Raw genomic sequence first — 23,525 nt, 5'->3', positions numbered from 1 at the left:
CGAGCGGCGCGGAGGCGTCGGAGGAGGGCCGCGGCGGATGGACGAGCGAGGGAGGCGCGTCGGGGGAGGTGCGCGGGAGGTCGACGAGGGGCGCGGGCGCGTCGTAATGGCGACGAGCGAGGTCCACGAGGCGCGTGGAGGCGCCGGAGTCGCGACAAACCCTACGATCCAGGGCCGATCGGCCGGCGCTCCTCTCGTGCAGCTCCTCCTCGGAAAGGTGCGCTTCGTTCAGCGCGCGTCGTCGTGGAAAAATGCCGAGCCGTCCTCCGCGACCACCGTGACCCGCGGCGCGCGAGGCCAGACGAGCACGAGCGCAGCCATCACCGACGGATCGAGCGGGACGCGGATCCACCCGCCCTCCTGCCGCTCGACGAGCCGCGCGTCCGCGCCCACGGCCCACGCGACCCCCGTCGACGGATCCACCGCGACGCCGAGCAGATCCCGCGTCGTCTGCACGCTCTCGAGCGTCGCCACCGCGCCGCCGTGCGCCGGCTCGACGCGCAGCGCATGTCCCCCGCTGCCGACGGCGTACGCGACGCCGCCCGGCCCCGCCGCGATCGCGTAGAGGTGCCCCGTGCGGCCCCACGGCACGTCACGCGCGCCGCGTTCGCCGAGCTCCACGAGCGTGCCTTGTGTACCGACCGCGATCACGTGCCCGCTGCTCGTGCGCGTCACGCCCGTGAGGCGCGCTGTGTCCGGCGCGGCGAGGATCGTCGGCGCTCCTTCGTGCGGGACCAAGATCGCCACGCCGCCCGGGCGCGAGGCGCGCTCGCCGACGAGCACGAGGCCACGATCGTCCGCGTGCGCCGCGAGCAGCGTGAGGTCGCGCTCGGGGAGCGGGATCCGACGCAGGCCCGCGCGCGGCGAGAGCGCGGCGCACAGGCCCGCGTCGCCGAAGAGGAGCAGCTCGCCCGAGGGCAGGCGCGAGAGGCCCCGCACGGCCCGCGCGTCGATCCCCGCAGGCAGCGGCGCCGCGGACCACTCGCCGTGCGCGAGCCGGTAGAAACCTCGCGCGCCGAGGGCGACGATCGCGCGGCCGTCCTCCACGACGAGCGCGGCGCGCAGGCGCTCACCCGCGATCGGCGGGCCGAGCATGCCCCACGCGGGCATCGGCGCGGCGACCGGCGCGGCCGAGGGCGGAGGGATCGGCACGAGGCGCGCGCTCTCGATCGATCGCGGGAAGATCGAGTCGAAGCTCACGGGCTCGTCGGGCGCGCTGCCGCCGCTCGCCGTCGGGCGCACGGCTTCTCGCAAGAGCGGCTCGAGCGCGAGCCAGAGCTCGCGGATCGAGCCGTGCCTCTGCTGCGGGTTCGCGCTCGTCGCGCGGGCGATCTCGCGATCGAGCCCGGCCACGAGGTCCGGCCGATCGCGCAGCTCCGCCGGCAACGTCGCGCGCACGCGGCCGAGCTGCGGCCTGTCGCCCGAGAGCAGGCGCACGAGCGCCTTCTGCCGCGGCTCACCCGGCCTCGGCGCGAAGGCCGCGGTCCCGCACAGGAGCTCGTACAGGATGGCCGCGAACGAGTACACGTCCGTCTCGGGCCCGAGCGGGCCGTTCATCGCGCCGAAGCTCTCGGGCGCGCCGTAGAGCAGGTTCGGCGGATCGAGCGGCTCGTCGGCGCTGAGGGCGGTGATGCAGCCGCCTTTGATCCGCGCCGTCTCCTGGCCTCGCTCCTGCGTGATGAGGACCTGCGACGGCTTCAGATCCCGATGCACGTAGCTCGCCTCGTGCAGCGCGAAGAGCGCGCGGGCCACGTGCCCCATGATCCGCCGCGCGCGCGCCGCGGGCAGGCCGAAGCCGCCGTGCGCCGCGATCACCCGCGTGAGGTTCTGCCCGGGCAGATACTCGCGGACGACAAACGGCGCCGGGCCACGCGGGCTCTCGAAGGCGCCGTGATCCATCACGTGCGCGAGCCCTCGACGATCGGGCAGCGCCGCGAGCAGACGCTCGAGCTGCATCACCTCGCGCGTGAACCTCGCGAGCGCCTGCGGGCCGCGGAGGAGCTCGGGCCGGAACACCTTCACGGCCGCCTGTGCGCCGAGGACGTCTTGCGTGGTCTTGAAGACGAAGCCCGAGCGGCCCTCGCCGACGAGCTCGGCGAGCTCGTAACGGACGCCCTGGGCGCCTTCCAGCACCCGCCCGATCAGGCTTTGTCGGAGTTCGGCGTCCACGAGAGCCAAGCTCTACGAGGAAAATGACGCCGCGAAAAGTCACGAGCGCGAACCCCTCGTACGGCCGGGGCCCGCGCTCGTGAGGATGTCCGTGATCCGTTGCGGGTCTTACACGCCGAGGAGCTGGACGAGCTTGTCGCGGTTCGTCAGCCCCACGTGTTGTCCGATCTTCACGCCGCCCTTGAAGACCATCACGGTCGGGACGCTGCGGACGGCGTACTTCGCGGCGAGGTTCGGCGACTCGTCGATGTCGAGCTTGCCGACCCGGACCTTGCCCTCGAACTCGTCGGCGACCTTGTCGACGATCGGGGCGAGGGCCTTGCAGGGACCGCACCACGTGGCCGTGAAGTCCACGAGCACGGGGACATCGGATTTCAAGACCTCGGACTCGAAATTGACTTCATTGAAGGTGAGGACGTTCTTGCTCGCCATGGTGCCTCGCTCTCCGTCGTGCGGCCTGCCGCACCCGGTCCATCGGTAGGGCCACGAAACGTAACTTCGAGAAATGGAGCCGACAAGGCTTCCTGCAGAGGCTTTTCTTCTGCTACATGACCCCACGCTCCCGCCCGTCGGGGAGCCCACGAGCTCGAATGGCCCCGCGGATCCTCGTCGTCACGCCGACTTACAACGAGCGTGACAACCTCCCGCGCTTCGTGCGCTCGGTGCTCGAGGTCGTCCCCGAAGCGCACGTTCTCGTCGTGGACGACGCCTCGCCCGACGGCACGGGCGAAGTCGCCGACGCGCTCGCCGCCGAGGACACGCGCGTGGCCGTGCTGCATCGCCCCGGCAAGCTCGGGCTCGGCACGGCCTACGTGGACGGTTTTCGGCGCGCGCTCGAGCGCGGCTACGACGTCGTGGTCGAGATGGACGCGGATCTCTCGCACGATCCGAAGTACCTGCCCGCGTTCCTCCAGGCGATCGAGGAGGGCGCCGACGTCGTGCTCGGTTCGCGCAACGTGGCCGGAGGCGGCGTCGTCGGCTGGGGGCCCGGGCGGCACGTGCTCTCGAAGGGCGGGTCGCTCTACGCGCGGACGATCCTCGGCGTGCCGATCCGCGACCTGACCACGGGCTTCAAGGCGTTTTCGCGCCGCGCGCTCCTCGCGATCGACATCGAGACGCTCCGCTCGAACGGCTACTCGTTCCAGATCGAGACGACCTACCGCGCGCTCCGCAAGGGTTTGCGCGTGGTCGAGGTGCCGATCGTGTTCGTCGACCGGCGCGCGGGTCACTCCAAGATGAGCCGCTCCATCTTCGCGGAGGCCGTCGTGGAGGTGTGGCGCCTGCGCCTCGACGCGCTGACCGGCAAGCTCTGACGTCAACGCATGAAGCCGCGTCGTTGCAAGCTGACGACGCGGCCGAGGGCGACGACCTTGAGCGCGGCCGGGTGGTTCTCGTACTCGTCCTGCTGCATGTGCGCCTCGGCGACGATACGCGCCTTGAAGCGCTGGAACATCGGCAGCTTCTTCGTGAGGCTCTCGGGCAGGTACGCGGGCATCGGCGACGAGGAGCCCTGCGGCACGAGGACGCTGCGGATCCAGGGCTCGCCGAAGACCGTACGTTTCTGGTAGTGCCGCTGCTCGAGCAGCATGCGCTCGGTGTGCGAGTCGAGGTAACTCGGCGGCAGCATGCGGTTGCCCTGCGCGAAGGCGTCCTTCACCTGCTGCGTGAGCCGCTCGGCGACGCCGCTCGACGAGGAGAGCCACGGCGTCTTGAGCAGCTCGTTCACCGTGTCGACGGTCTCCTTGAGCTTCTTGTCGCCGGCGATGAGCGGCGAGACGGCCGTGACCGTGGCCTTCAACGTCTCGAGCTCGTCGAAGGGGAAGGTGAGCTCGGCCGAGACGAGCACGAGCGGCGGCGTGAAGGTGCCGTCGTCGGCGACGGCGTCGCCGATGGCCTCCTGGATGCCCTCGGCGTCGGTCGCCACGCCCCGCGTGAGCACGGCGAAGACGTCCTTGCGATCACGCACGTCGGGCGGCTCCTCGGGCGGCGGTTCGTCGTCGAAGTCGAGGTCACGCGGCTCGGGCTTCTTGTCGAGCAAGAGCTTCCAGCTCGGGTGCTCGCGCATCTTCGGCGCCGACTTCGGGTCGAACCAGATGAGGTCGACGACGTCGCGCACGGGGCCACGATGCGTGTAGGCGCGCGGCGCGACGGCAGGTGAAGGCGAGGGCGCGTCGCTCGGCGCAGACCAGGTGCTCGCCGCGGCGGCGGCGTTCGAGGCCGCGGCGGCGCCGACGGTGGCGGCGTTCGCGACGGCGACGGGCGGCGGAGGCGCGGCTTGCGAGGCGCTGGAGAAGGCCGCGACGGCGGCCGCGCCGGCGAGGCCCGCGGCGGCCATGGCAGTCGCCGACGTCGGGGCGATCGGGCTCGGCGGGGACAAACCCGCGGCCATGTTGCCCACGGCCTTGGCCGGCATGGCGTCCCCGCTGCCGGGGCGCGCCGACGGGTTTGCCCAGGGGCTGTCGAGCGCCGAGGGGCTCGGCGAGGGCGGAGCCTGGGGGATACGCGCAGGCGGCGGCGGCGGCGCGGGCTGCGCGGCCGGCGGCGAGAAGGGCGTCGCGTTCGTCAGGGCCGGCGAGGGGACGCTCGGGGACGAGGCTTTCCGGGAGGCCGCGAGCCAAGGCGGCGCGGCGTCGCCGGGCGGAGGACGATCGGCCGGCGGCTGCGGCGCGCTCGCGGCGGGCGAGACGTTTTTCGGCGCGATGAACGGCAAGCCGCTCGCCGCGGGCGCGACGCGGGGCGGAGGAGGCGCGTTTTCGGGGCGCGGCGCGCTCATCTGGCTGAGCGCCGAGACCGCAGGCGTCGCGGGTTTGGCCGGGACCTCGCCGGCCACGTCGGGCCGCAGGAACGGCACGGTCCCCGGTCGATGAGGTTTGTCCGGGGGAGGGGCCTCGCGCGTGCCCTCGGCGAGCGGCTCGCCGGCCTGCCCGCTCGCCACGAGCAGCCGCTCGACGTCGGCCCACGTGAGGCGCTGGCCCGGCTCCTCCATCGCGACCACCACGCGACCGAGCCCGTGGGGCCTGTCGAGCCCGATCTGCGCGCGCCACGTGAGCGTGCATTGCGCTCGGTCCGTGTCGATCCAGAGCGTGTCGCACTTCATCGTGAGGTCTTGCGGGCTGCCGCCCGGCCGGACCACGAAGGCGCGCGGGTGCAGCCCGGGCAAGCTCGTCACGAGGCGCGGGTGCTGCGGGTGCAGGTTCTCGAGCACGATCCGCTCGTTGTCGCGGAGCTCGTCGAGCTGCTGATCCCGCGGGGCGCAGTTGAAGTACGCGGGGTCGATGTCGTCGGGCACCGGCTGCTCGCGGACGACGAGCATCGAAAACGTCGGCGCATGCCCGCCGAGCATCTCCATCCGGCCCGGCCACGTGGGCGCGAGGGGGCCGTAGCCGATCGGGTTGATCACGTCGGCGCGGCTCTGCACGAGCATCCCGGGCGGCTGGAGGTTCGGCACGGGCGCGACGCCGTACGCGTCGGGCTCCGCGCCCTGCCGGACGCCCACCGGGTTCGGCGTGTCCGGCCCTCCGGCGGCGCGCTCGTAGCGCAGCGGCACCTTCGTCACGCCGCGCGTGTCGCGCACGCCGCCGTCCGGGCCAAACGCGCGATCGCCGAAGGCCTCGATCGATTTGTCGATCCCGCCGACGACGAGGCGCGTGAGGATCGATCGGGCCGCCTCGCCGCGCGGGGCGAACGCGTTGCCCACGAGGACCACGTCGGCGCGCACCTTGAACGGAACGAGATCACTCGGCGAGTACACGCTGCGCGCGGGATCGTCGTTCCAGTGGTTGTCGTCCTCGTTCGGATCGTCCTGGTCCTGCGCGAGGCGCGACTGGACGGGCGCGAGGTCGTACGTGGCCTTGCAGACGACCGTGAGGACCCACCCGCCGCGCCGAGGCTGCCAGAGCAACGACGCGACACGGAAGGGACAAACCGTGACGACCTCCATGACGGGGTGATACTAATCGACCGTCGCTCGAACGGATATGGGGGTTCTGGCATGAAGGCGATGATCTCGGCGCGTCCTTGGTTCCTGGCGTGTCTGCTTTCGCTTTTTGCGGTCGCGTGTGGGCCGCCCTGGGTCGTGGTGGCGAAGGCGGTGCCGAATCCGTTCGTGAACCAGCGGAGCTTCGCCGTGGAGCCCGTGCACTTCGAAGGGGTCCGGATCGGCGACAAGAGCGAGGAGGAGTACCAGGCCTCGAAGGACGCGGAGCAGCAGTCGAGCTGGGTCGAGGACAAGCGCGCGTTCGCCGGTGAATTCGGTCGCGAGCTCGCGGAGGAGCTGCCCGAGGTCCAGTTCGTGTCGGCGCCCGCGGCGAGCCCGTTCGTCGTGCGGCCGGTCGTGACCTTCGTCGAGCCGGGTTTTTACGCCTACGTCGCGGCGCGCGCATCGGAGGTGCGGATGATCGTGGAGATCTGGGGCGCAGGAGACCAGCGCCTCGACGTGATCGAGATGCGCGCCGTCGTGCCCGCCACGATGACGAACCCTTCGAGCGGCGGGCGCCTGCGCACCGCGGGCGAGATGCTCGGCGCGCAGATCGCCGAGTACCTGCGGACGCGCGTCTTCCCGGGTTAATGCAGCGTATGCCAGTCGCCGTCGTGCTCCACCTTGGGCACCTCGGTCTCCGGCGGGAACGTCTTGCCGATGTCGACGCGCTCGCGCTCGGCGTCGATGGAGTCGATCCGCTCGATGAGGAGCGGCGCGGGCCGCGAGCGCGGAGGCGGCAAGATCGGGGGATCGACGAGGAGGGGGCGCGCCTCCTTGCGTGGCGCGGGCGCGGGCGCGGCCTCCACGCGGCGACGCTCGAGCGCGCGCCGCGCGACGAGGACCAGCGCGCCGAGCGCCCACGCGCCGATGCCCGCGAGGAACACGGGCAAGAAGCCATACCGCCGGGCGAGATCCTCCCGCCACGCGAGCTCGATCTGCGCGAGGGGCGCCTCGTGCGCAGCCGCGAGCGCCTGCTCGAACGGCTCGCCGCCGCGGGCCCGATCGAGCGCCGCCACGAACGCCGCCCGCCGGGGTTTGTCCGTCAGGAACCGCGCGAGGTCGGCGGCCTGCGCGTAGGCGAGCGAGGTCTCGGGCGCGTCGGCCGGCAGGCCCCCTTCGAGCGCCGCGATCCCATGCAGGCGTCGCTGCAGCGTGGCCAGGAGGAGCGACTGCGCGCGGAGGGCCGAGGCCTCGCCCGCCACGTGCGCGGCGAAGCCCTCGTGCAGCCAGAGCGGCGCGGGCGCGTGGTCGAGCGCCTCGTCGAGCGCGACGTGGGCGAGCGCGTGCGGGAGCGCGACGCCGAGATCGGTCGGCTCGAGCGAGCGAAACGAGCCGAGGCTCGTCACGACGAGCCGTTGCTTCGAGAAGGCGAGCGCCGCCGCATACCCGGGCACGTCCTCCATCGGGCCGAGCGAGCGCACCTCCTCGGGCACCGCGGCCACGCGGATCTCGACCGCGCCGAGGACCTCGCGGCCGAAGAGCTCGCTCATGGCCTTGCGCGCCCGCAAGACGGCGGGGATCGCGGCGCGCACGCGCTCGTGCGCGGAGGGGTGATACACGAAGGTGAGGCCCGCCTCCTGGAGCTCGAGGTAACCCGTGGGACGCGCGGGCACGTCGGCGCGTGGATCGGTCACGGCCGGCGCGTCGTGCGGGCGCGGGGGCGCGGCGAGGGCCTCGGCGGCGAGGAGGCACGAGGCCACGGCGACGAGGACGAGCGCCCCCACGGCTGACCTCCGCCGCGCGCTCACGGGGCGACCTGCCCTCGCAGCCGGACCATGCCGGTCGAATCCTCCGTCACCTGCGAGGCGATCAGCACCGCGGCGCCTGCGGCCACGACCGCGCCGAGCGGGCCCCAGAACCAGGCCGATTTGTAGAACGGCTTGCGCGTGGGCACCTCCGGCTTGCGTGGCGCCGGCGTGCTCGTCTGTCTCGGTACGATGGGCGCGGCCACGGGGACGACCACGAGTTTTCGTAACGTCGTCGCGGCGCCGGGCCAGGTGTAGCGGGTTTCGCCGGCCTCGGTTCGTTCGAGGGTGGGCCCGAGCTCGATCGGCTCGTAACGTGCCGTCCCCACGCGCAGCACGCGCGCCACGGGCCTCTCTCCGGCCATCGACACGGCGACCACGAGCTCGGCTTTTTGCTCGACGCCGAGCGAGGCGAGCAGCCTGCGGCTCGGCGCGTCGTCGTTCGTCGTGAGGGCGCTCCGGACCTCGGCGAGCTCGCGCTCCTTCGGGGGCGCGTCGTCCGCGGCGGGCTCTCCGGCGAGCACGCGCGCGACCCGATCGTCGAGGGCCGGCCTCAGCGCTTCGTCCCGGTAGATCTCGCGCGCGAGGGGTTTTGCCGCGACAGACGCGCCGTCGCCGATCGCGACCACGATCGCGCCGCGCGTGGCCTTGGTGGAGGCCGTCGTCCCCTGTCCACGCACCTCGGGCTCTGCCGCGAGGCCTGTGCCCGCGGCGCCGAGCCACGTCCCGCACCCGGCGAGGGCAAGGGCGAGCGCACGAGAACGCATGGGAGGATTTTACGGAGGGCCCTTCGCCCCGTCAAAAAGTTTCTCTCGGAGCGCCGGGGGCCATTTCGATCACAGCTCGCGCTCGTAGACGCGATATTTCTTGTAAATGCGGCCGCCCATCAGGCGGATACCGGCATTGATGGCCGCGTTGTCCTCGACGGTCCAGGAGAGCTCGCCGCGCTCGAGGCCGAGCAGGTGGGCGGACCGGTTCATGGCGACGTACAGGAACGCCGAGAGGCCGGCGTACTTGCGCACGTGCCGGTACTTCTTCTTGATGCCGAGGATGATGAGCCGCGCGCTCTTCGGACCCTTCACGCGCAGGCGATAGAGGAGCTTCGCCACGTTGAAGGGAAAGAGTTTTCCGTCGAAATCGGAGATCACCTCGTTGATGTTCGGCAGCGCGAGGGCCACCGCGGCCGGCTCGCCGTCGATCGAGACGAGGTAGGTGATCTCCGGGAACAGGATGAGCTTCATGTCCGCGGCCATCTTCGCGAGCTCGCGCTCCGAGAGCGGCACGAAGCCCCAGTTCTCGCTCCAGGCGTCATTGAAGATGTCCATGAGGATGCGGACCTCGTCGCCGAAACGCTCGGGGTCCAGGTGGCGGGCCGAGATCTCGGGCAAACCGAGGATCTCGTCGTGCGCCTTCTGCGCCCGCGCCGGGACCGCGCCGACGTCGTACGTCCAGGCATAGAAGTCTTTCAGCTTCGTGAGGCCCGCCTGCTCGATGAGCCCGCCCTGGTAGGACCGGTGGTGGGGCATCATGATCATCGGCGGCGTATCGAAGCCCTCGACGAGGCAGCCGAGCTCCTCGTTGATGTTGAGCGAGAGCGGGCCGCGCAGGCGCTTCATCCCGCGGGCGCGGTTCCACGCGGCCGCCTTCTCCAGCAGGGCGCGGGCGACCTCGGGATCGTCCACCGTATCGAGGAACCCGAAGAACCCCGCGGCGTCCTTGTGCCGCTCGAGGTGCGCGTGGTCGATCTGGGCCGTGATACGCCCGACGCGGCGCCCATCCCGGTAGGCGACGAAGCCCTGCGCCTCGCCATGGTCGAAGAACGGGTTCTTCTTCCGGTCGAGGCGATCCTCGATGTCCATGTCGAGGGGACGCACCCAGGCCGGATCGTCCGCGTAGATGTCCCGCGCGACGTCCAGGAAATCCCGCCGCCGCTTCCTGTCCTTCTCGCCGAGCTCGAGGATCTCGATGGCCATTGCCCGCCGTCCGTACCGTCCGGACGGCGGCGACGCAAGAAGAAACGAGGAGGCTGGAAACGAAGGCGGCGGCCCACGTGTGGAGCCGCCACCTTTCATTTCCGCGCGAGCGCGCCGCTTCAGTTGATCTGGATGTTCAGACCGGAGGTGCCGTTCAGGCCCTTGCCGCCGACGCCGCCCTCGGGGTTCGTCCCGCCGTTCGCGCCGAGGCCGACCGCGCCCGTCGAGCAGCTATTGCCGTCGTACGTGAACATGACGCCGGCCGCGCGCGCCAGGCACGCGCTCGGTCCGCCGCCGCCGCCGCCGCCCGGGCCGCCCGCGCCGCCCTTGCCGCCGTTGCCGCCCTTGCCGCCGGGGCCGCTGTCGTCGCTGTTGCCGCCGCCGTTGCCACCGATGCCGCCGCTCTGGCCGAGCGCGCCATTGCCGCCGAGCCCGCCATTGCCGCCGGCGCCGGTCTGGATCTCGTTCTTCACCACGATGAGCCGGCCGGACGCGGCGAACACGCCGAAGCTGCCGCCGCCGCCGCCGCCGCCCTTGCCGCCATTACCACCCTTGCCGCCGCAGCCGCCGCTGCCGCCGCCGCCGCCCTTGTCCCATTCGCCGAAGCAGAACCCGTCGCCCTTGCCGCCGCCGCCGCCGCCGCCGCCGCCGCCGCCCTTGCCGATCTGGGCGTTCATTCCGTCGCTGCCGCGGGCCGGCAGGTAGAAATGGCCCATCACGCTGCCGAGCGCCGTGCCGCCCTGGCCGGCCTGGCCCTGCGAGGACGCCTCGCCATTCTGCCCGGGACCGCCCGGATCACCCGCGTCGCCGATGCCGGGCGCGCAGGCGTTTGCCGCCGAACCCGCCCCGCCGGGCGTGCCGCCGAATCCCGTCGAGCCGCTCTGCCCCGAGGACGAATTCGCGCCGCCGTCGCCGCCCTTGCCGCCGGGCGCGTCGCAGACCGGCGCCGCGCCGCCGAAGCCGGAGTTGTTGTTCTCCGCCGCGCCGTTCGTCCCGTTGATCCCGTTCGGCGCCGTGGACTGCGCGTGCGACATTCCATTCGCCCCGACGTCCCCGCTGGTGCCGTTGCCGATCACCATCTTGTTGTACCGGACGAACAGCTCCCCGACGCCGCCGCCGAGGCGCACGCCGTACGTACTCTCGCTCACGCCCTGCGGCGCCGTGGCCTCGATCGTGATCCCCTCGATGTGCGTCTCCTGATCGATTTGCGGCGCGTAAAACACCGTCCCCACGGCCTTCACCGTGGTCGTCACGGCATTCGTCCTCCGGAATCGGAAGTCGGCGTTGTTGTGGTCGAATCCGCCGTAAATGCTGATACCCGAGGTCACGGTCACGGCCTCGTTGTAGATCTCGCCCGAGAGGCAGACGGCCGGGACGCCCTTCGCCTGGGCCTGCTGGATGGCCGCGGCGATCGTCTTCATCGGCTCCTGCCGCGTGCCCGCGCCCGCGTCGCTGCCCGCGCCGGTGGAGACGTAGATGCACTGCTCGGCGACGCCGTCCGTCCCGTCGCAGTTATCGTCCTTGTACTGATCGTCGATCGGATCCTTGTCGGCGCTCACCAGCGTGCACTGGTATTCGCAGCCGCATTGATCACCGGTGAGCGGGTTGCCGTCCACGTCCCAGAAGCCCGCGGGACAACCCATCGAGCAGGGATCGACCATCCCGCCGCCCGTCCCGCCTTCGCCGCCCATGCCGCCTTCGCCGCCCATGCCACCTGCGCCGCCCATGCCACCTGCGCCGCCCATGCCGCCCGCGCCCATGCCGCCCATGCCGCCGGAGCCGCTCGACGCGCTCGAGCTCGACCCGGAGCCGCCACCCGCGCCGGCCTCACCCCCCGAGCCGCCCATACCGCCCGAGGCCCCGGAGCCCCCGGATCCCCCGGTGATGCCGCCTCCCGTCGTCACGGCCCCGCCTTCGGCGCAGCCCGTGATGGAAACTGCCCCTACCAACCCGCCAACCAAACCCAGTGTCGTACCAAGAAGATAACGCGCGCGCATGCGGCGATCTTTCTCCCCCGCGCCTTCGCTTGGCAAGGACTTTCTTCCAATTCGACGAACGCGGTACAGCCCGAATGTGATCATCCGACCCGGGCCGGCGCCGTTGACGAGCCCTCCCCCGATCGTGCACCATCCGGACATGAACCGTATCCACGCCGCTTTGCTTGTTCTATCGGCATGCGCCCTCGGCGGCGCGTGTGCGCCCGACTCGAACCTGCCTCCCGCGGGCAATCCCAGCGGCGCCGGCGCCGGGAGCGGGAACGGCGGCGCGGGCGGCATGGGCGCCGGAGGGGATATCTTCGTCGGCCCCGGCAGCTCGAGCTCGAGCGGCGTGATCGATCCGGGGTGCGGCCTCATCACCGAGGAAGGGAAGGCCGTACCGCTCTCGCTCTACATCGCGTTCGACAAGTCGAGCTCGATGGTGGGAACGAAGTGGAACAGCGGCGAGGCGGGGCTCGCGGCGTTCGTCAACGACCCGAGCTCGGCCGGCACCTCGGTCGCGCTCAATTTTTTCCCGCTGCCCGACGAGTCCACCTGCGATCAGACGCTCTACAAGGCGCCCGTCGTGCCCTTCGGCGAGCTGCCGGCGAACGCCGAGCCCATCATTCAGGCGATCGCCGCCGAGGACCCGAACGGCTTCAAGACCCCGATCTACCCGGCCCTCGGCGGCGCCATCCTCGCCTGCGCCGACGCATTGCAGCAAAAGCCGGGCACGTCCTGCGCCGTGCTGCTCGTGACGGATGGGGCGCCCGTCGGGCCCGCGCCGATCTGCAGCGGGGTGAACCCCGAGGATCCGCAGGTGATCGCCAATCTCGCGGCGAAGGGCCTCTCGCAATTCAAGGTGCGGACGTTCGTGATTGGCCTCCAGGGCGTCCCTCAGGACACGGCCAACCTGATCGCGTCGTCGGGCGGCACCGATTCGGCCATCCTCGTGGGCAGCGTCAACGTCCAGGTCGAGTTCCAGAATGCGCTCGCGAAGGCCCGCGGCAAGGCCCTGCCCTGCGATTACGAGATCCCCACGAAGGTCTCGGGCGGCGAGGTCGATCCGGGCTTCGTGAACGTGCTCTTCACGCCGTCGAGCGGCGGCGAGCCCCAGACGATCCTCCAGGACGCCGATTGCACGAACGGGCTCGGCTGGTATTACGATAACCCCGTCATCCCGACGAAGATATCGTTCTGCGCGGCCACCTGCGACGCCGTCCGCAAAGACCTCGCCGCGAAGGTGCAGATCGGCCTCGGCTGCAAGACCGAGGTGGCCAAATAGAGCCTAACGCCGGGCGCGCCTCGACGCCCAGGCGATCCCCGATTGCAGATCGGCCCTCGTCACGAAGGCGCTCATGTCGACGCCGAGCTCCACGAGGGCCTGCGCCACGGCCGGCTGCATTCCCGTCAGCGCCACCTCGGCGCCGAGCAGCCGCACGGCCTGGGCCACGCGCAAGAGGCCGTCCGCCACCTCGTGGTCGACCGCAGGCACGCCCGTCACGTCGAGGATCACGTGCTCGGCGGCGCGCTCCGTCACGGCGTGGAGCAGGGTCTCCGTGACCAGCGTCGCCCGCTCGGGCGTCAGCGTCCCGACGAGCGGCATGGCGAGCGCGTTTGTCGCGAGCGGGATGATCGGCGCGCCGAGCTGCCGAAGCGATTCGCGTTGCGCGTCGATGATCTGCTGCTGGATCGCTTCTTTCTCCGCCTGCTCGCGCCGCTGCTCCGTGATATCGAGCACGAGCCCCGCCAGCCGATACGGCTTTCCGCTCTCGTCCCGATACGAGAACCCGTGCGCGCGCACCCACCGCGTCTCGCCTTTCGCGGTGACGATCCGGTGCTCGATGTCGTACCCCGGATCCGCGACCCGAAAGACCCGGTCGACCCGCTCCTTCAGCATGGGCCTGTCCTCCGGGTGGACGTGCCGGAGCACGCCCGCGTAATCACCCGTGAAGGTCGCGCGATCGATCCCGTACACCACGAGGACGCCGTCGGTCCACGTGACCACGTCGCGCGGGATGTCCCATTCCCAGGCGCCGATGCCCGCCTTGTCGAGCGCGTCGAGCACCCAGCGCGTGTCGTTTCGCCGCGCGTTCGCCGCGGCGAGCTCGGCCTCGAGCTCCGCGATGCGTCGCTTCGCCCGGCCGAGCTCGTCTGCGGGGTCGAGAGGAGAATCGTCTTGCTTCGTCATGCCGCTGGCACTCTCTCGCCAAAGGCATGGCGCGGTCAAGGCCCCGGGTTCGGGCTCGGCGCTTCTCCGGAGGGATCGTGCGGCAAGCTCCCGCGGCGCGATCGAAAATACGAATACGGCGTGTATCGGAGGAAATTCGAGACACGTGACGTGTAGATGTCCGCCGACCGCTCGATCTGCCGGGCGAGGTGGCTCTTGTCGTTGCCCGTGCGCAGCAGCAATCCCCAGCGCGGGTTCGATACCTCGGCCGCCGCCTTCGCGAGCGGGACGATCCGCTCGTCGAGCTCCACGATCGCCGTCTTGATCGCCGACAGCCGCGCGAGGACCTCGTCGCAGGAGGGCGCGTCCTCGGGCAGCGCATACGCCTCCTTGTGCCGCTGCGCGAGGAGCCGGAGCTGGCAGGAGGCGAGCTCGAGCGCCTCTTTCTCCTCCATCAACGCGACGAGCCGCGCCTCGTCCACGCGGGACGCATAGGCCGCTCGCACCTCCTCTTCGAGCTCCCACAGAATGAGCGCCGTCCGCCACCGGAGCACGCTCTTCGATACACGCACGTCGCCCCAGATGTGGTCGCCCACGTACAGGATCTCGTCGCCCGAGATCCCGAGCGCGCGTTCCACCTGCGTCGCGTCGCCGCCGAGATACGAACCGCCCTCCTTCAGCGGCCCGATCCAGGGCCGGAGCAGCCCGTCCTCGCTCACGACCTCGAAGAGCGGCGATTTCTGCATGAAGAAATCGGGCTTCCGCGCCTGCACGATCACCACGTCGAAGAGGTCACGCCAGCGCATCCCACCCGGCAGGAAGGGCTCGAATGCATAACGCATCATCGCGTCGGTGTATCCCCACTCCGAGTTCGTGATGAGCAAGAGCTTCTTGCCCGCCCGCTGCTGGTCGAGCAGCGCGAGCGGCGCCTCCGGGTCGAGCACCACGAATCGGTCCGGATCCGCGATGATCTCGGCCTTCATGCGGCCCTCCATGTGCGCCTCGTCGAGGCCGCTCTTCACGAGCCGATAGAGCTGCTCGTACCCCGTCCCGGCCGGCATGCGCCCGGCGTCCGCGAGCTCGACGAGCTGCGCGTACATACACGCCTCGGAGAGCGAGAAGAGCGTGTTCAAAAAGACGTACCGCGGCTCGGCGAGGTCGATGATCGTCCGGGCGTAGGCCTCGCGCATCGGCTCGAAATCGAGCAGCGTCGTCCCGTGCATCGCCCGCTTCACGTAACCGAAGCGGTTCACCTTGAGCAGGTTGCCGAGCTCGGTGTCGATGATGAGCCCCCGGATCACGAGCTCCGGCTCGAAGAAGAGCCCCTCCACCGGGTAGCCGCGGGCGAGCAGGCGCGTCCGCAGGTGCTCGTACGCGAGGCGCTCCCACTCCTTCACCTGGTAATGGATGAGGGTGTAGTCCATGTCGTAGCCGATCGCCTTGATCGACCGCATGTTCATGGTCCGGTTGCAGAAGATACCCCGCTCGCGCGGCGGCTTGCCCGGCAGACCGTCGAAATGGGACATTCGTCGAACTCTCCTGCGATTCTCGCGTCAATAAGGCGGCTTCGCCGTCGCGTTTGGCTCGGCGAGCCCCGTCTGGAAAAACTCCACGTACTGCGCGCGCCCCTCGGGCGAGAAGATGAGCTCGCCGTGCACGGCGAGCTTCGTCCCCTCGATCTTGTCGAACTGCGACATCACCAGCGTCGAGCCCGCCTCGCCGTTGCCCGAGAGCGGCCCCGCCGCCGCGGGCAGGCCGCTCACCGGGCGGATCGCATTCATGAGCGTCATGCCCGAAGCGCGCGCGAGCGCCTCGCTGGTCGAGTTCGGGACGATGGTGTCGTTCATGACCACCTGCAAGAGCACGTCGCGCGGCTTCGATTCCGGCGCGCCCGGGAGAGGCTCGCCCGACACGAAGCGAGCGTAGTTGATCGGATCGCCCGGGTCCACGATCGCCTGCGTCGCCGCGAAGAAGCGGGCGAGCGCCCCGTCCGGCGTCCTGGGTGGACGCATCGCGTCGACGAGGATCCCGAACGTCCCCGAGTCGCGCAGGAGCATCATGAGCCCGTCGCCGCCCACGTTCCAGACGGCCTGCCGGATCTCGGGCGCGAGCGCGAGGATCGTCGGCCCCTGCACGCTGCCGAACGAATGGCCGATGTAGAGGATCCGCGAGGTATCGAGGTCGGGCACGCCGTCCGGGGCGCCGACGGGCAAGAGGTCGAGCGAGGCGAGCGAATCGATGAGCCGCACGAGCTCGAGCTGATCCGAGGCCATTTGCCGGAAATTGTCCCGGGCCTTGCCGATGTCGAATTCGCCCGTCGTGTTGTTGATGCCGAAGAAGCCAAACGCGGCGACCAGGGCATTCTGGTCGGGGTTCTTGGCGCGCGAGCCGTGCTCGGGCGAGTCGATCCCGAAGACGGCCGCGCCGTTCGGGTGGATCTCCGCGAGCCGCTCGGACGTGCCCCAGGTGCCATCCTTGTCGCCGCCGAGCCCGTGCCCATAGATGACCACCGGCCGCTTGCCGCTCACCTCGGCTCTGGAGAATGAGAGGAACACCTCGAGCCCGACGTTCTTCTGGACGATGGGGCTTCCCCCCTCGAACGACCATTTCCCCGTCGCCTCGCCGCGATACTCGGGCGCCTCGTAGACGCCGCGAAAACGCACGCGCCCGCCCGGCTCGGCGGGCGTCTCGACCTCGAAGGGCGAGAGCAGCGCGGGCGCCGGGGCTTTCCGTGCGGCCACGCCCATCGCCTCGATCCCGGCGCGTACGGTGGCCGTGGTGAACGCCGTCGCGAGCACCACGTCCTCGGCCTGGAAGAGGCCGCTCGGCGCGACCTCGGCGATCACGCGCCGCACCTCGCTCCCGTAGGCGCCCTCGGCTTCACCTTCGAGCAAAGCTTCCATGTCCGGCGATCTTCGCACGGGGTTTCCATCCTCGCCGCGCAGCACGTTCGTCGCGACGAACAGGTATCGTGTCCCGGGGCGGAGCGGCGTCGCGGGCTCGGCGATCAGCGTGAAGTCGTCCGTATAAAAGCCATCGTCGGGCTGCGGGAACCAGCGGGGGACGAGGCCGACGGCCTCTCCGCGGTCGGGCGAGTCCGGGTCGACGTCGACGAGGTAGAGCGGCGCGCCGGGTTTTTTGTATTCCCCGGCGTCGAGGATGGGCCCCGTGAGCGGCGGCTCCGCGTGGGGCGCGAGCACGAGGGGGCGCGCGTCGATGGGGCCGCTGAAATTGACCACGACGCCGCCCATCGTGGAAAACCCGTCCATTTCATTGAGCTGCTCGACCGTGCCCTGGTATCCGGTCAGGAGCGGATCGGCCGCCGTCTCCGGTCCGATGTTCACGCGCAGGCCCGTCGGCGTGGTCGCGTCGGCGCGCGTGTATCGGTCGGACGGATAAGGCGAGAGGATCGTCTCCGCGGGCTTTCCGTAGAGCGCGACGACGCCGGACGGCGGCGGCACGGGCAGTTCCGCGGGGTCGGCGCAAGCGGAGAGGAGGGAGGCGAGGGGAAGGAGGAGGGCAAGGGCGCGGCGCACGGAGGCAGCCTACCAGAAATCGCGCCCTCGCAGGAGGGGATCGCGCGGGCTCAGGGCATCTTGCAGGCCATGAAGTAATTCGAGGTGCCGAACTGGAGCAGGCCGTCGCCGCCCCAGTCGGGGTAGGCGGCCTTGATCTGCGTCACGGCCTCGTCGACCGAGGTCGCGGCCTCGAGGATGGGCTTCGTGTCGTTGATGTACTTCTTGTCCTCCTCGATCACGGCGGCCGTGGCCTTCGCGCCGTGGCCCGGATAATACGTCTCGAAGCCCATGGCGGCGATGGCGTCGAGGTTCTTGATCCAGCCGTCGAACTGGCACTCGGCGAGCCAGAGGTGCTGCTTGTTGTAGACGAGGTCGCCCGCGAAGAGGGCCTTTTGCTCCGGGAGCGCGAGGCCGGCGGCGTCCACGCTCTCGCCCGCGTCTCCGATCTCCACGACGTCGAGCGTGTGCCCGTCGACCGTGATCGTGCTGCCCGCGAGGGCCTCGAAGGTCACCACGGTGTCGGGCACCTGGCCGGGGAAGTTCATTTTCACGAAAGCGAGCGCGCCCTCCTTCTTGGCGTCGTAATCGGCGAGGACGGCGGCCGTGGTCACGAATTTCGCGTCCGGGAAGGCCGAGCGGATGACCTCCATGCCGATGTAATGGTCGGGGTGGGCGTGCGTGAGGAAGACGGTGGAGAGCTTCTTGTTGGTCGCCTTGACGAGGTCGACGACCTTCTGCGCCTCGGCCGAGAAAAACTGGCCGTCGACGAGGACGACCTCGGTCTCGCCGACGATGAGGTGCGAGTCGACCGCGAAGCCGTCGGGCGAGACGTGCGTCTGCACCTCGAGCGCCGCCGCGCCGCCGCCATTGCCACCGCTGCCGCCATTGCCACCCGACCCGGACGAGGAGGACGCGGTCGTGTTGTTGTTGTTGTTCGTGTCGTCGCCGCAAGCGACGACCGCGAGCGCCGCCCCGAGGCCGAGCGCGCAGAGAAGGCCCTTCTTCATGATGGTATCGCTCCTTGAAAGGATGAAAGCCCCACGAAGCTAAGGGACGCCGATACGAGAGTCAAACGAGGATCGCAATGGCGTGGGCGATGGTACCCATGCACGAAACGAATACGATGGAGGGGGCGGGAGGGTTCGTGGCGCCTGCGTCAGCCGCCCGCGGCTTCGCCTTCGCCGGGCGTCGGTTCGTCGGCCGCGTCCTCGGGCCGCGCCTTGCGCGCCGCGCGCCCCGCCGTGACGAGGGAAGGATACGCCGCCGCGCCGCCCTCCTTGCGCCGGAGCCACGCCGCGGTGGCCGTCACCTCGCCATAAAGGCTGGAGAGCAAGGTCCACGCGCGCTGGACCCGCTCGGTCCAGAGCGCTTGCTCCTTGCTGCGGGAGGTGGAGAGCTCCTTCAGGATACGGTGGGAGAGCTCGTCGGCGCGCGTGGCGTCGACGGCGCGGTAATGGACGCTGTCCTTGGCGAGCTGCGTCTTTTCGGCGCGATACACCGCGGCGAGGCGCGAGAGGTCCTGGGCGAGGTCGCGGTAGCCGATCCCGGCGCGAATGGCGATGATTTCACGGCCGGTGGGGGAGGTCGGGGCGAAATGGTATTCGCCGACCTTGAGCATGTGGGCCTTGAGCGCCGTCGCCTCGTCGACGAGGTCGACGGGGAGCTTGGCCTCGGTGGCCTGGGCATTGGCCGCGAGCAGCCTCGTCGTGGCATACCAGGCCGCGAGGGCGGCTGGCTCGAGGTCGTCGAGGGCGGTGATATCGAAGAGCTGCGCGGGCACGAGCTCGAAGCGCGCGCGCATCGCGGGCATCGAGAGCTCCCTGGCGACGCCGAGGGCGACGATGGCCGCGGCGTCGACGCTGGTATTGACCGGCGCGAGGGTCTCCTTGGGGAGCTGCTCGAGGCGCGGGAGGAGCGTCTCGAAAGCCACCTTGGCGGCCTCCGGGTCGATGGGAATGGGGGGAAGAGGGGGACTCATGGTGGGGACCCTACCATGAGGATGGGCTTACAGGAAATCCTGACGGAGAGCGACCGAGCGTCGTGAGGGGAGGCCCCGCTTGTGGGGTGGGGGCGGGTCGATAGAGTGCTGCAGATGAGGTCGCTGGCGACGAGGTTCGCGGCATTCCTGGTGTTCGCCCTCGGCTCGGGGGTTCCTCTGACGGTGCGACGGTCCCGGCGGCGACGGTCGCGCGACTGCGGGCGTGCGCCGAGCATGGCGCGGGTCGGCTGACGGATACGCACTATGCGATCATGCTCGACGTCCACGTGACGGAGAGCGGAGAGGTCCGCGAGGCCAAGGTCCGGGAGTCGTTGCTCGGCGATCGCGAGATCGAGGCGTGCATGGAGCGTGCGCTCGCAGGGATGACGGTCCCTGCGTCCGTCACGGGGGTGCATCGCTTCACGCGGCCGGACTCGGTGGGTAGGGTCGCGCCGCAGGCGCGCGCTCCCATGGGCAATGTCGTGGTCCTGGGGGGCGCGGTGAACCTGGTGCCGGTGCTGATCGTCGCCGCAGGGGTTACGTTCACCGTGGTTGTCACGGTGTATGTGTCGTGGGCGAAGCGGTCGAGGCGGCTGGGCGGAGGCGCAAATGGGAGAAACTATGCTACCCGCTGCTCGAGGAGTGCCTGGAAGATCGAAGACAACCGGACCGGAACAAGGAGTATGGCGAGTACAAGCAGTGCAACGAATGTTTCAACTATTGCAAGAACCATAACGAATGGGATCACAAGAAGTGTCCGCGTCCTGGAGCTCGTCCCAACTGAGTCCCATGCACGAACCAAACGACGAGCCGTCTGCCGGTGATGAGCCCGAGCTCTGCTGGTCTTGCCGAGAGAACGAGGCGACGGACCCGTTCGCGTACCGAGGGGGACCCATCACCTTGGTTTGCGCGCGGTGCCTCGAGTGGCTGAGGCTGCGAGATGAACTGGAGCAGGTGTGCAGCCGGAGCCTGGAGCTCACCGAGCTTGGACGATTCGATGAAGCGCTCGCATGCCTGGATGCGTTCTCGAAGAAAAGTGACCATTGCGACCCGAGTCGAGAGTTCGCCCGAGGGTGCGCGCGGTACCGCGCGATGATCCTCTGTGACGCAGGGCGGTACGCCGAGGCGGAGCAGGCCTGTGAAGCGTGGGCGCAGCTAGGATTTCGCTCCGCCTGGGAGCGACGCGAGCATGGCCTCGAAAAAGCCCGAGTATTGGTGGCGCTGGGGCGGCCCCGAGAAGCGCTGGCCGCCATCGAGGAGGCGCTCGGCCACCGGGACACCTATCTTCTCGATATAGGGGAGCCGCTCGTCGCTCTCGTGGAGCTTTCGGGGGAGCTCGGACAGCCAGTCGACCCGAAGTGGAGGGGCCTCGCGGCAGCGGTGTCCGAGGCCTATGGCATCGAGATGCCGGCCCATGATTCACTGGAAAAGATCATGCTCGCTCTCGCCGAGACGACGAAGCAACTGCTGCCGAAGCGGGCGCGTGATGCGTACCACGTCGGCGCCGGCGAGGACACACCGTGAGCCGAGCCCTCGGAGGCTCACGCGAGCCTCCAGGAGGATGGTAGGCACCCGCCGGGAGGCTCACGTGAGCCTCCGGGCGAGTGGCAGGCGTTCGCCTTTGAGATGAAGCCAACCTTCGGAGGGTGGTAGGTACCCGCCGGGAGGCTCGCGTGAGCCTCCGGGCGAGTGGTAGGCGTTCGCCTTTGAGATGAAGCCAACCTCCGGAGGGTGGTAGGTACCCGCCGGGAGGCTCGCGCGAGCCTCCGGGGAGGACGTTCGACCCCATGATCCGCCTCGACGAGCTCCCCTGGTTCGCGCGTCTTCTCAGGAGCCAGGGAAACTTCGGATTCGGCCTGGCGCCGATCGACCCCGAATTCGTGACCTATCTCGAAGCCGTCGCCGCGGAGGCGTCTTCGGCGATGGATCGGCCCTGACGAGCAGCCATCGGGCCCCCTGCGTCAACATCCCTGTTGACGTGCGTCCCAGCACAGTCTTTGATGTCCCCGACCGGACCCAAGGACCTGAAAGGTCGTGCAGCGGCGGCCTACCCGGAGGACCGAACGATGACGAAGTTCCTTATCTCCTTCCCCGCATCGGCGATGGATATCCCCGACGAAGACATGGCTGCCGTCGGCGAAGCGTCACACGCGGTCATACGCGAGGCGAAGGATGCCGGCGTCTATGTGTTCGGCGGTGGTATCAACGAGGACGTCGCGCCGCTGATGGTCGCCGCCGACGGCACCGTCACGAACGAGACCTACCCGCAGACCAAGGAGTTCGACGGCGGCTTCTGTGTCCTGGAACTCCCGTCGCGCGAAGCCGCCGTCCAATGGGCCGCGAAGATCGCCAAAGCCTGCCGCTGCTCGCAGGAGCTCCGCGAGTTCGGGTACGACCCCGAGAGCTGACCATGGTCGAGGAACGGTGCAGGGGGCCAGCTACTGCGCCGAGTCGTCATCTGGCATGAGAGGGGTGACAGATACAATGGCTTTATCGGCCAGAGCAAAGAAACTCGTCGCGGAGCTCACCAGCGGAAACCTGAAGCTGGGCGACCTCAAAAAGCGTGGCAACGAGATCAAGAAGGACCACGGTCTGGCAATGGAGCTCTGGTCGACGGGCCAATACTACCCTCGACTTCTCTCGACCCTCATCTTCGACAGGAAGCTCCTCGCAGAAAATGTCATCGATCAGCTTGCATCCGATGTGCTCCGGCATGACGCGAAAGAACGCAGCCAACTGGCGGACTGGCTGCTGGCAAACCAGCTAGCCAAAGACAAGAAGCTCGTCTCCCTCGTCGCGACATGGGAGAAGAATCCCTCCCCGATTCTGCGTCGCTTGTTCTGGTATCACCAAGCTCGCTTGCGCTGGACAGGGCAAGTTCCTCCCGACAATAGTGCAGACCTGCTCGATGCCCTGGAGAACGATATGGCCAACGCTGAACCCGAAGTTCAGTGGGCAATGAATTTCTGCGCTGGCCAGATTGGTATTCACGAGCCTCGATTTCGATCCAGATGTATCAAGCTCGGGGAAGCCCTGGGGCTCTACAAGGACGAGCGTGTTTCCAGGAACTGCACACCGTCGTACCTTCCCGAGTTCATCAGGATCGAAGTAGCCAAGCGTGAATGACCGAATGGGACGAATCCGACCGAGCGCGAGCAGCCCCCTTCTTCATGGCCGCGTCACGCCGCATATCCTCCGAAACGTCAAATTCATCCGCGCCCCCCGCCCCGCCTGCTTCGGCACCCCGTGCCGATAATGGTGCTGCGTCGTCCCCGCCATGATCAGCAGATTCCCCTCGCCGAGCTCCAGCGTGACCTTCTCCCCGCCCTTCTTCGGCTCCAGGACGAACCTCCGCCGCGCGCCGAGCGAGAGCGACGCGATCACCGGGTCCTGCCCGAGCTCGGGCTCGTCGTCGGAATGTTTGCCCATCGAATCGTCGCCCCCGCGGTAATGGTTCACGAGCACGCTGTTGAACGTGCACGCGGCCGCCTCCTCGACCCGCGCACGCAGCACGGAGAGCGCAGGGGTCCAGGGGTGCGGCAAGAGCGAGAGGCCCGAATACGTGTACGACGCGCCCGGATCACCGTGCCAGGCCGAGAGGCGCGGCTGGAGGATCGATTTGCCGAAGAGCCGGATCGTCTCCTGCCGGAGCGGGACCTCCACGAGCAACGCGGCGAACGCAGCCGAGGCCTCGTCCGGCGAGAGAAACGGGTCGTGAAACAGCAAGAACCCGCCGTGCTGGAGCTCAACCCTTGTCACGCGGGAACGCCCCTCCACGAGGGCCGCGCCGCGCCGCGATCGCGATCGTCCCAGCCCCGCCCGCGAAGAGGAGCACGCTCGATCGCGACGAGCCAGCGAGCGCGAGGCCCGAGATGACGCAGACCAAGCCAAACGCGAGCGTCGGTCCCGAGAGCCGATCACCCTCCGGCGAGCCGTCAGGGGGCACCGTGGGCCTCGTACGGTACGGATGCGCCATGGGATCATTGTACCCGCGCAGAGGGACGAACGGTATGCCCC

General features: G+C 69.6%; 22 protein-coding genes. 8 read left to right on the top strand and 14 right to left on the bottom strand.

What is annotated here, in order from left to right; all coding sequences use genetic code 11:
- Nucleotides 1-228: 228 nt before the first annotated feature.
- Both GF068_RS11405 and trxA read right to left on the bottom strand, forming a co-directional pair.
- Nucleotides 229-2,169, bottom strand: coding sequence for a protein kinase domain-containing protein (locus GF068_RS11405; RefSeq protein ID WP_170319429.1), 1,941 nt, complete (start codon nt 2,167-2,169; stop codon nt 229-231).
- 108 nt (nt 2,170-2,277) lie between these two features.
- Entirely contained in the window at nt 2,278-2,601 is a 324-nt protein-coding gene (trxA, locus tag GF068_RS11400) for a thioredoxin (RefSeq protein ID WP_153819395.1), read from the bottom strand.
- Nucleotides 2,602-2,759: 158 nt separating this feature from the next.
- On the opposite strand from trxA, the gene GF068_RS11395 reads away from it, so the two are divergent.
- A complete protein-coding gene (locus tag GF068_RS11395) occupies nt 2,760-3,482 on the top strand; it encodes a polyprenol monophosphomannose synthase (RefSeq protein WP_153819394.1) in 723 nt (240 codons plus the stop codon).
- Nucleotides 3,483-3,484: 2 nt separating this feature from the next.
- Here GF068_RS11395 and GF068_RS11390 read toward each other — a convergent pair whose 3' ends face one another.
- Entirely contained in the window at nt 3,485-6,109 is a 2,625-nt protein-coding gene (locus GF068_RS11390) for a DUF2169 family type VI secretion system accessory protein (RefSeq protein WP_153819393.1), read from the bottom strand.
- A 51-nt stretch (nt 6,110-6,160) separates the two neighbouring features.
- On the opposite strand from GF068_RS11390, the gene GF068_RS11385 reads away from it, so the two are divergent.
- The gene (locus GF068_RS11385; RefSeq protein ID WP_153819392.1) at nt 6,161-6,736 is read left to right on the top strand and encodes a hypothetical protein; all 576 of its coding nucleotides are present in this window, start codon (nt 6,161-6,163) and stop codon (nt 6,734-6,736) included.
- Here GF068_RS11385 and GF068_RS11380 read toward each other — a convergent pair.
- The 4 genes from GF068_RS11380 to GF068_RS11365 form a co-directional block, all read right to left on the bottom strand.
- Nucleotides 6,733-7,872, bottom strand: coding sequence for a peptidase MA family metallohydrolase (locus tag GF068_RS11380; RefSeq protein WP_153819391.1), 1,140 nt, complete (start codon nt 7,870-7,872; stop codon nt 6,733-6,735). The two genes, GF068_RS11385 and GF068_RS11380, sit on opposite strands and share 4 nt — an antisense overlap.
- A gap of 20 nt (nt 7,873-7,892) precedes the next feature.
- Nucleotides 7,893-8,660 (bottom strand): hypothetical protein, encoded by a 768-nt coding sequence (locus tag GF068_RS11375; protein ID WP_153819390.1) that lies wholly within the window; start codon nt 8,658-8,660, stop codon nt 7,893-7,895.
- Nucleotides 8,661-8,729: 69 nt separating this feature from the next.
- On the bottom strand, nt 8,730-9,866 hold the full coding sequence (locus GF068_RS11370) for a hypothetical protein (RefSeq protein ID WP_153819389.1): 1,137 nt from the start codon (nt 9,864-9,866) through the stop codon (nt 8,730-8,732).
- A gap of 119 nt (nt 9,867-9,985) precedes the next feature.
- Nucleotides 9,986-11,770: a PE-PGRS family protein gene (locus GF068_RS11365; RefSeq protein WP_153819388.1), complete on the bottom strand. Its 1,785-nt coding sequence runs from the start codon at nt 11,768-11,770 to the stop codon at nt 9,986-9,988.
- A gap of 232 nt (nt 11,771-12,002) precedes the next feature.
- Here GF068_RS11365 and GF068_RS11360 point away from each other — a divergent pair, with 232 nt between their 5' ends.
- Nucleotides 12,003-13,127: a vWA domain-containing protein gene (locus tag GF068_RS11360; RefSeq protein ID WP_153819387.1), complete on the top strand. Its 1,125-nt coding sequence runs from the start codon at nt 12,003-12,005 to the stop codon at nt 13,125-13,127.
- Between the two features lie 3 nt (nt 13,128-13,130).
- Here GF068_RS11360 and GF068_RS11355 read toward each other — a convergent pair whose 3' ends face one another.
- The 5 genes from GF068_RS11355 to GF068_RS11335 form a co-directional block, all read right to left on the bottom strand.
- Nucleotides 13,131-14,033, bottom strand: coding sequence for a PAS domain-containing protein (locus tag GF068_RS11355; protein WP_153819386.1), 903 nt, complete (start codon nt 14,031-14,033; stop codon nt 13,131-13,133).
- Between the two features lie 35 nt (nt 14,034-14,068).
- The gene (locus GF068_RS11350; RefSeq protein WP_153819385.1) at nt 14,069-15,538 is read right to left on the bottom strand and encodes an HAD-IG family 5'-nucleotidase; all 1,470 of its coding nucleotides are present in this window, start codon (nt 15,536-15,538) and stop codon (nt 14,069-14,071) included.
- A 27-nt stretch (nt 15,539-15,565) separates the two neighbouring features.
- Nucleotides 15,566-17,548: an alpha/beta hydrolase family protein gene (locus tag GF068_RS11345; RefSeq protein WP_153819384.1), complete on the bottom strand. Its 1,983-nt coding sequence runs from the start codon at nt 17,546-17,548 to the stop codon at nt 15,566-15,568.
- 50 nt (nt 17,549-17,598) lie between these two features.
- Nucleotides 17,599-18,537, bottom strand: a complete 939-nt coding sequence (locus GF068_RS11340; RefSeq protein ID WP_153819383.1) for an MBL fold metallo-hydrolase — start codon at nt 18,535-18,537, stop codon at nt 17,599-17,601.
- 149 nt (nt 18,538-18,686) lie between these two features.
- The gene (locus tag GF068_RS11335; RefSeq protein ID WP_153819382.1) at nt 18,687-19,508 is read right to left on the bottom strand and encodes a hypothetical protein; all 822 of its coding nucleotides are present in this window, start codon (nt 19,506-19,508) and stop codon (nt 18,687-18,689) included.
- Nucleotides 19,509-19,780: 272 nt separating this feature from the next.
- On the opposite strand from GF068_RS11335, the gene GF068_RS11330 reads away from it, so the two are divergent.
- The 5 genes from GF068_RS11330 to GF068_RS11310 all read left to right on the top strand — a co-directional run bounded on the left by GF068_RS11330 (nt 19,781) and on the right by GF068_RS11310 (nt 22,634).
- A complete protein-coding gene (locus tag GF068_RS11330) occupies nt 19,781-20,332 on the top strand; it encodes a hypothetical protein (RefSeq protein WP_153819381.1) in 552 nt (183 codons plus the stop codon).
- Nucleotides 20,247-21,032, top strand: coding sequence for a tetratricopeptide repeat protein (locus GF068_RS47355; RefSeq protein ID WP_420814116.1), 786 nt, complete (start codon nt 20,247-20,249; stop codon nt 21,030-21,032). Before GF068_RS11330 ends, GF068_RS47355 begins: the two co-directional genes overlap by 86 nt.
- Before the next feature lie 263 nt (nt 21,033-21,295).
- Nucleotides 21,296-21,445, top strand: coding sequence for a hypothetical protein (locus tag GF068_RS11320; protein ID WP_153819379.1), 150 nt, complete (start codon nt 21,296-21,298; stop codon nt 21,443-21,445).
- Nucleotides 21,446-21,574: 129 nt separating this feature from the next.
- Complete coding sequence (locus GF068_RS11315) at nt 21,575-21,916, top strand: YciI family protein (protein WP_153819837.1); 342 nt, start codon at nt 21,575-21,577, stop codon at nt 21,914-21,916.
- 76 nt (nt 21,917-21,992) lie between these two features.
- A complete protein-coding gene (locus GF068_RS11310; RefSeq protein ID WP_153819378.1) occupies nt 21,993-22,634 on the top strand; it encodes a DNA alkylation repair protein in 642 nt (213 codons plus the stop codon).
- 42 nt (nt 22,635-22,676) lie between these two features.
- Here GF068_RS11310 and GF068_RS11305 read toward each other — a convergent pair whose 3' ends face one another.
- Together GF068_RS11305 and GF068_RS46990 are read right to left on the bottom strand one after the other, a co-directional pair.
- The gene (locus GF068_RS11305) at nt 22,677-23,267 is read right to left on the bottom strand and encodes an alpha-ketoglutarate-dependent dioxygenase AlkB (RefSeq protein WP_206079448.1); all 591 of its coding nucleotides are present in this window, start codon (nt 23,265-23,267) and stop codon (nt 22,677-22,679) included.
- Nucleotides 23,254-23,454, bottom strand: coding sequence for a hypothetical protein (locus GF068_RS46990; RefSeq protein WP_206079447.1), 201 nt, complete (start codon nt 23,452-23,454; stop codon nt 23,254-23,256). The genes GF068_RS11305 and GF068_RS46990 overlap by 14 nt, the downstream gene beginning before the upstream one ends.
- Nucleotides 23,455-23,525: the final 71 nt, after the last annotated feature.

The organism is Polyangium spumosum, from assembly GCF_009649845.1.
GTDB classification, from domain to species: Bacteria; Myxococcota_A; Polyangia; order Polyangiales; family Polyangiaceae; genus Polyangium; species Polyangium spumosum.
The sequence above is the reverse complement of the archived record's forward strand: the minus strand, read 5'-3'. Positions and strand labels throughout refer to the sequence as shown.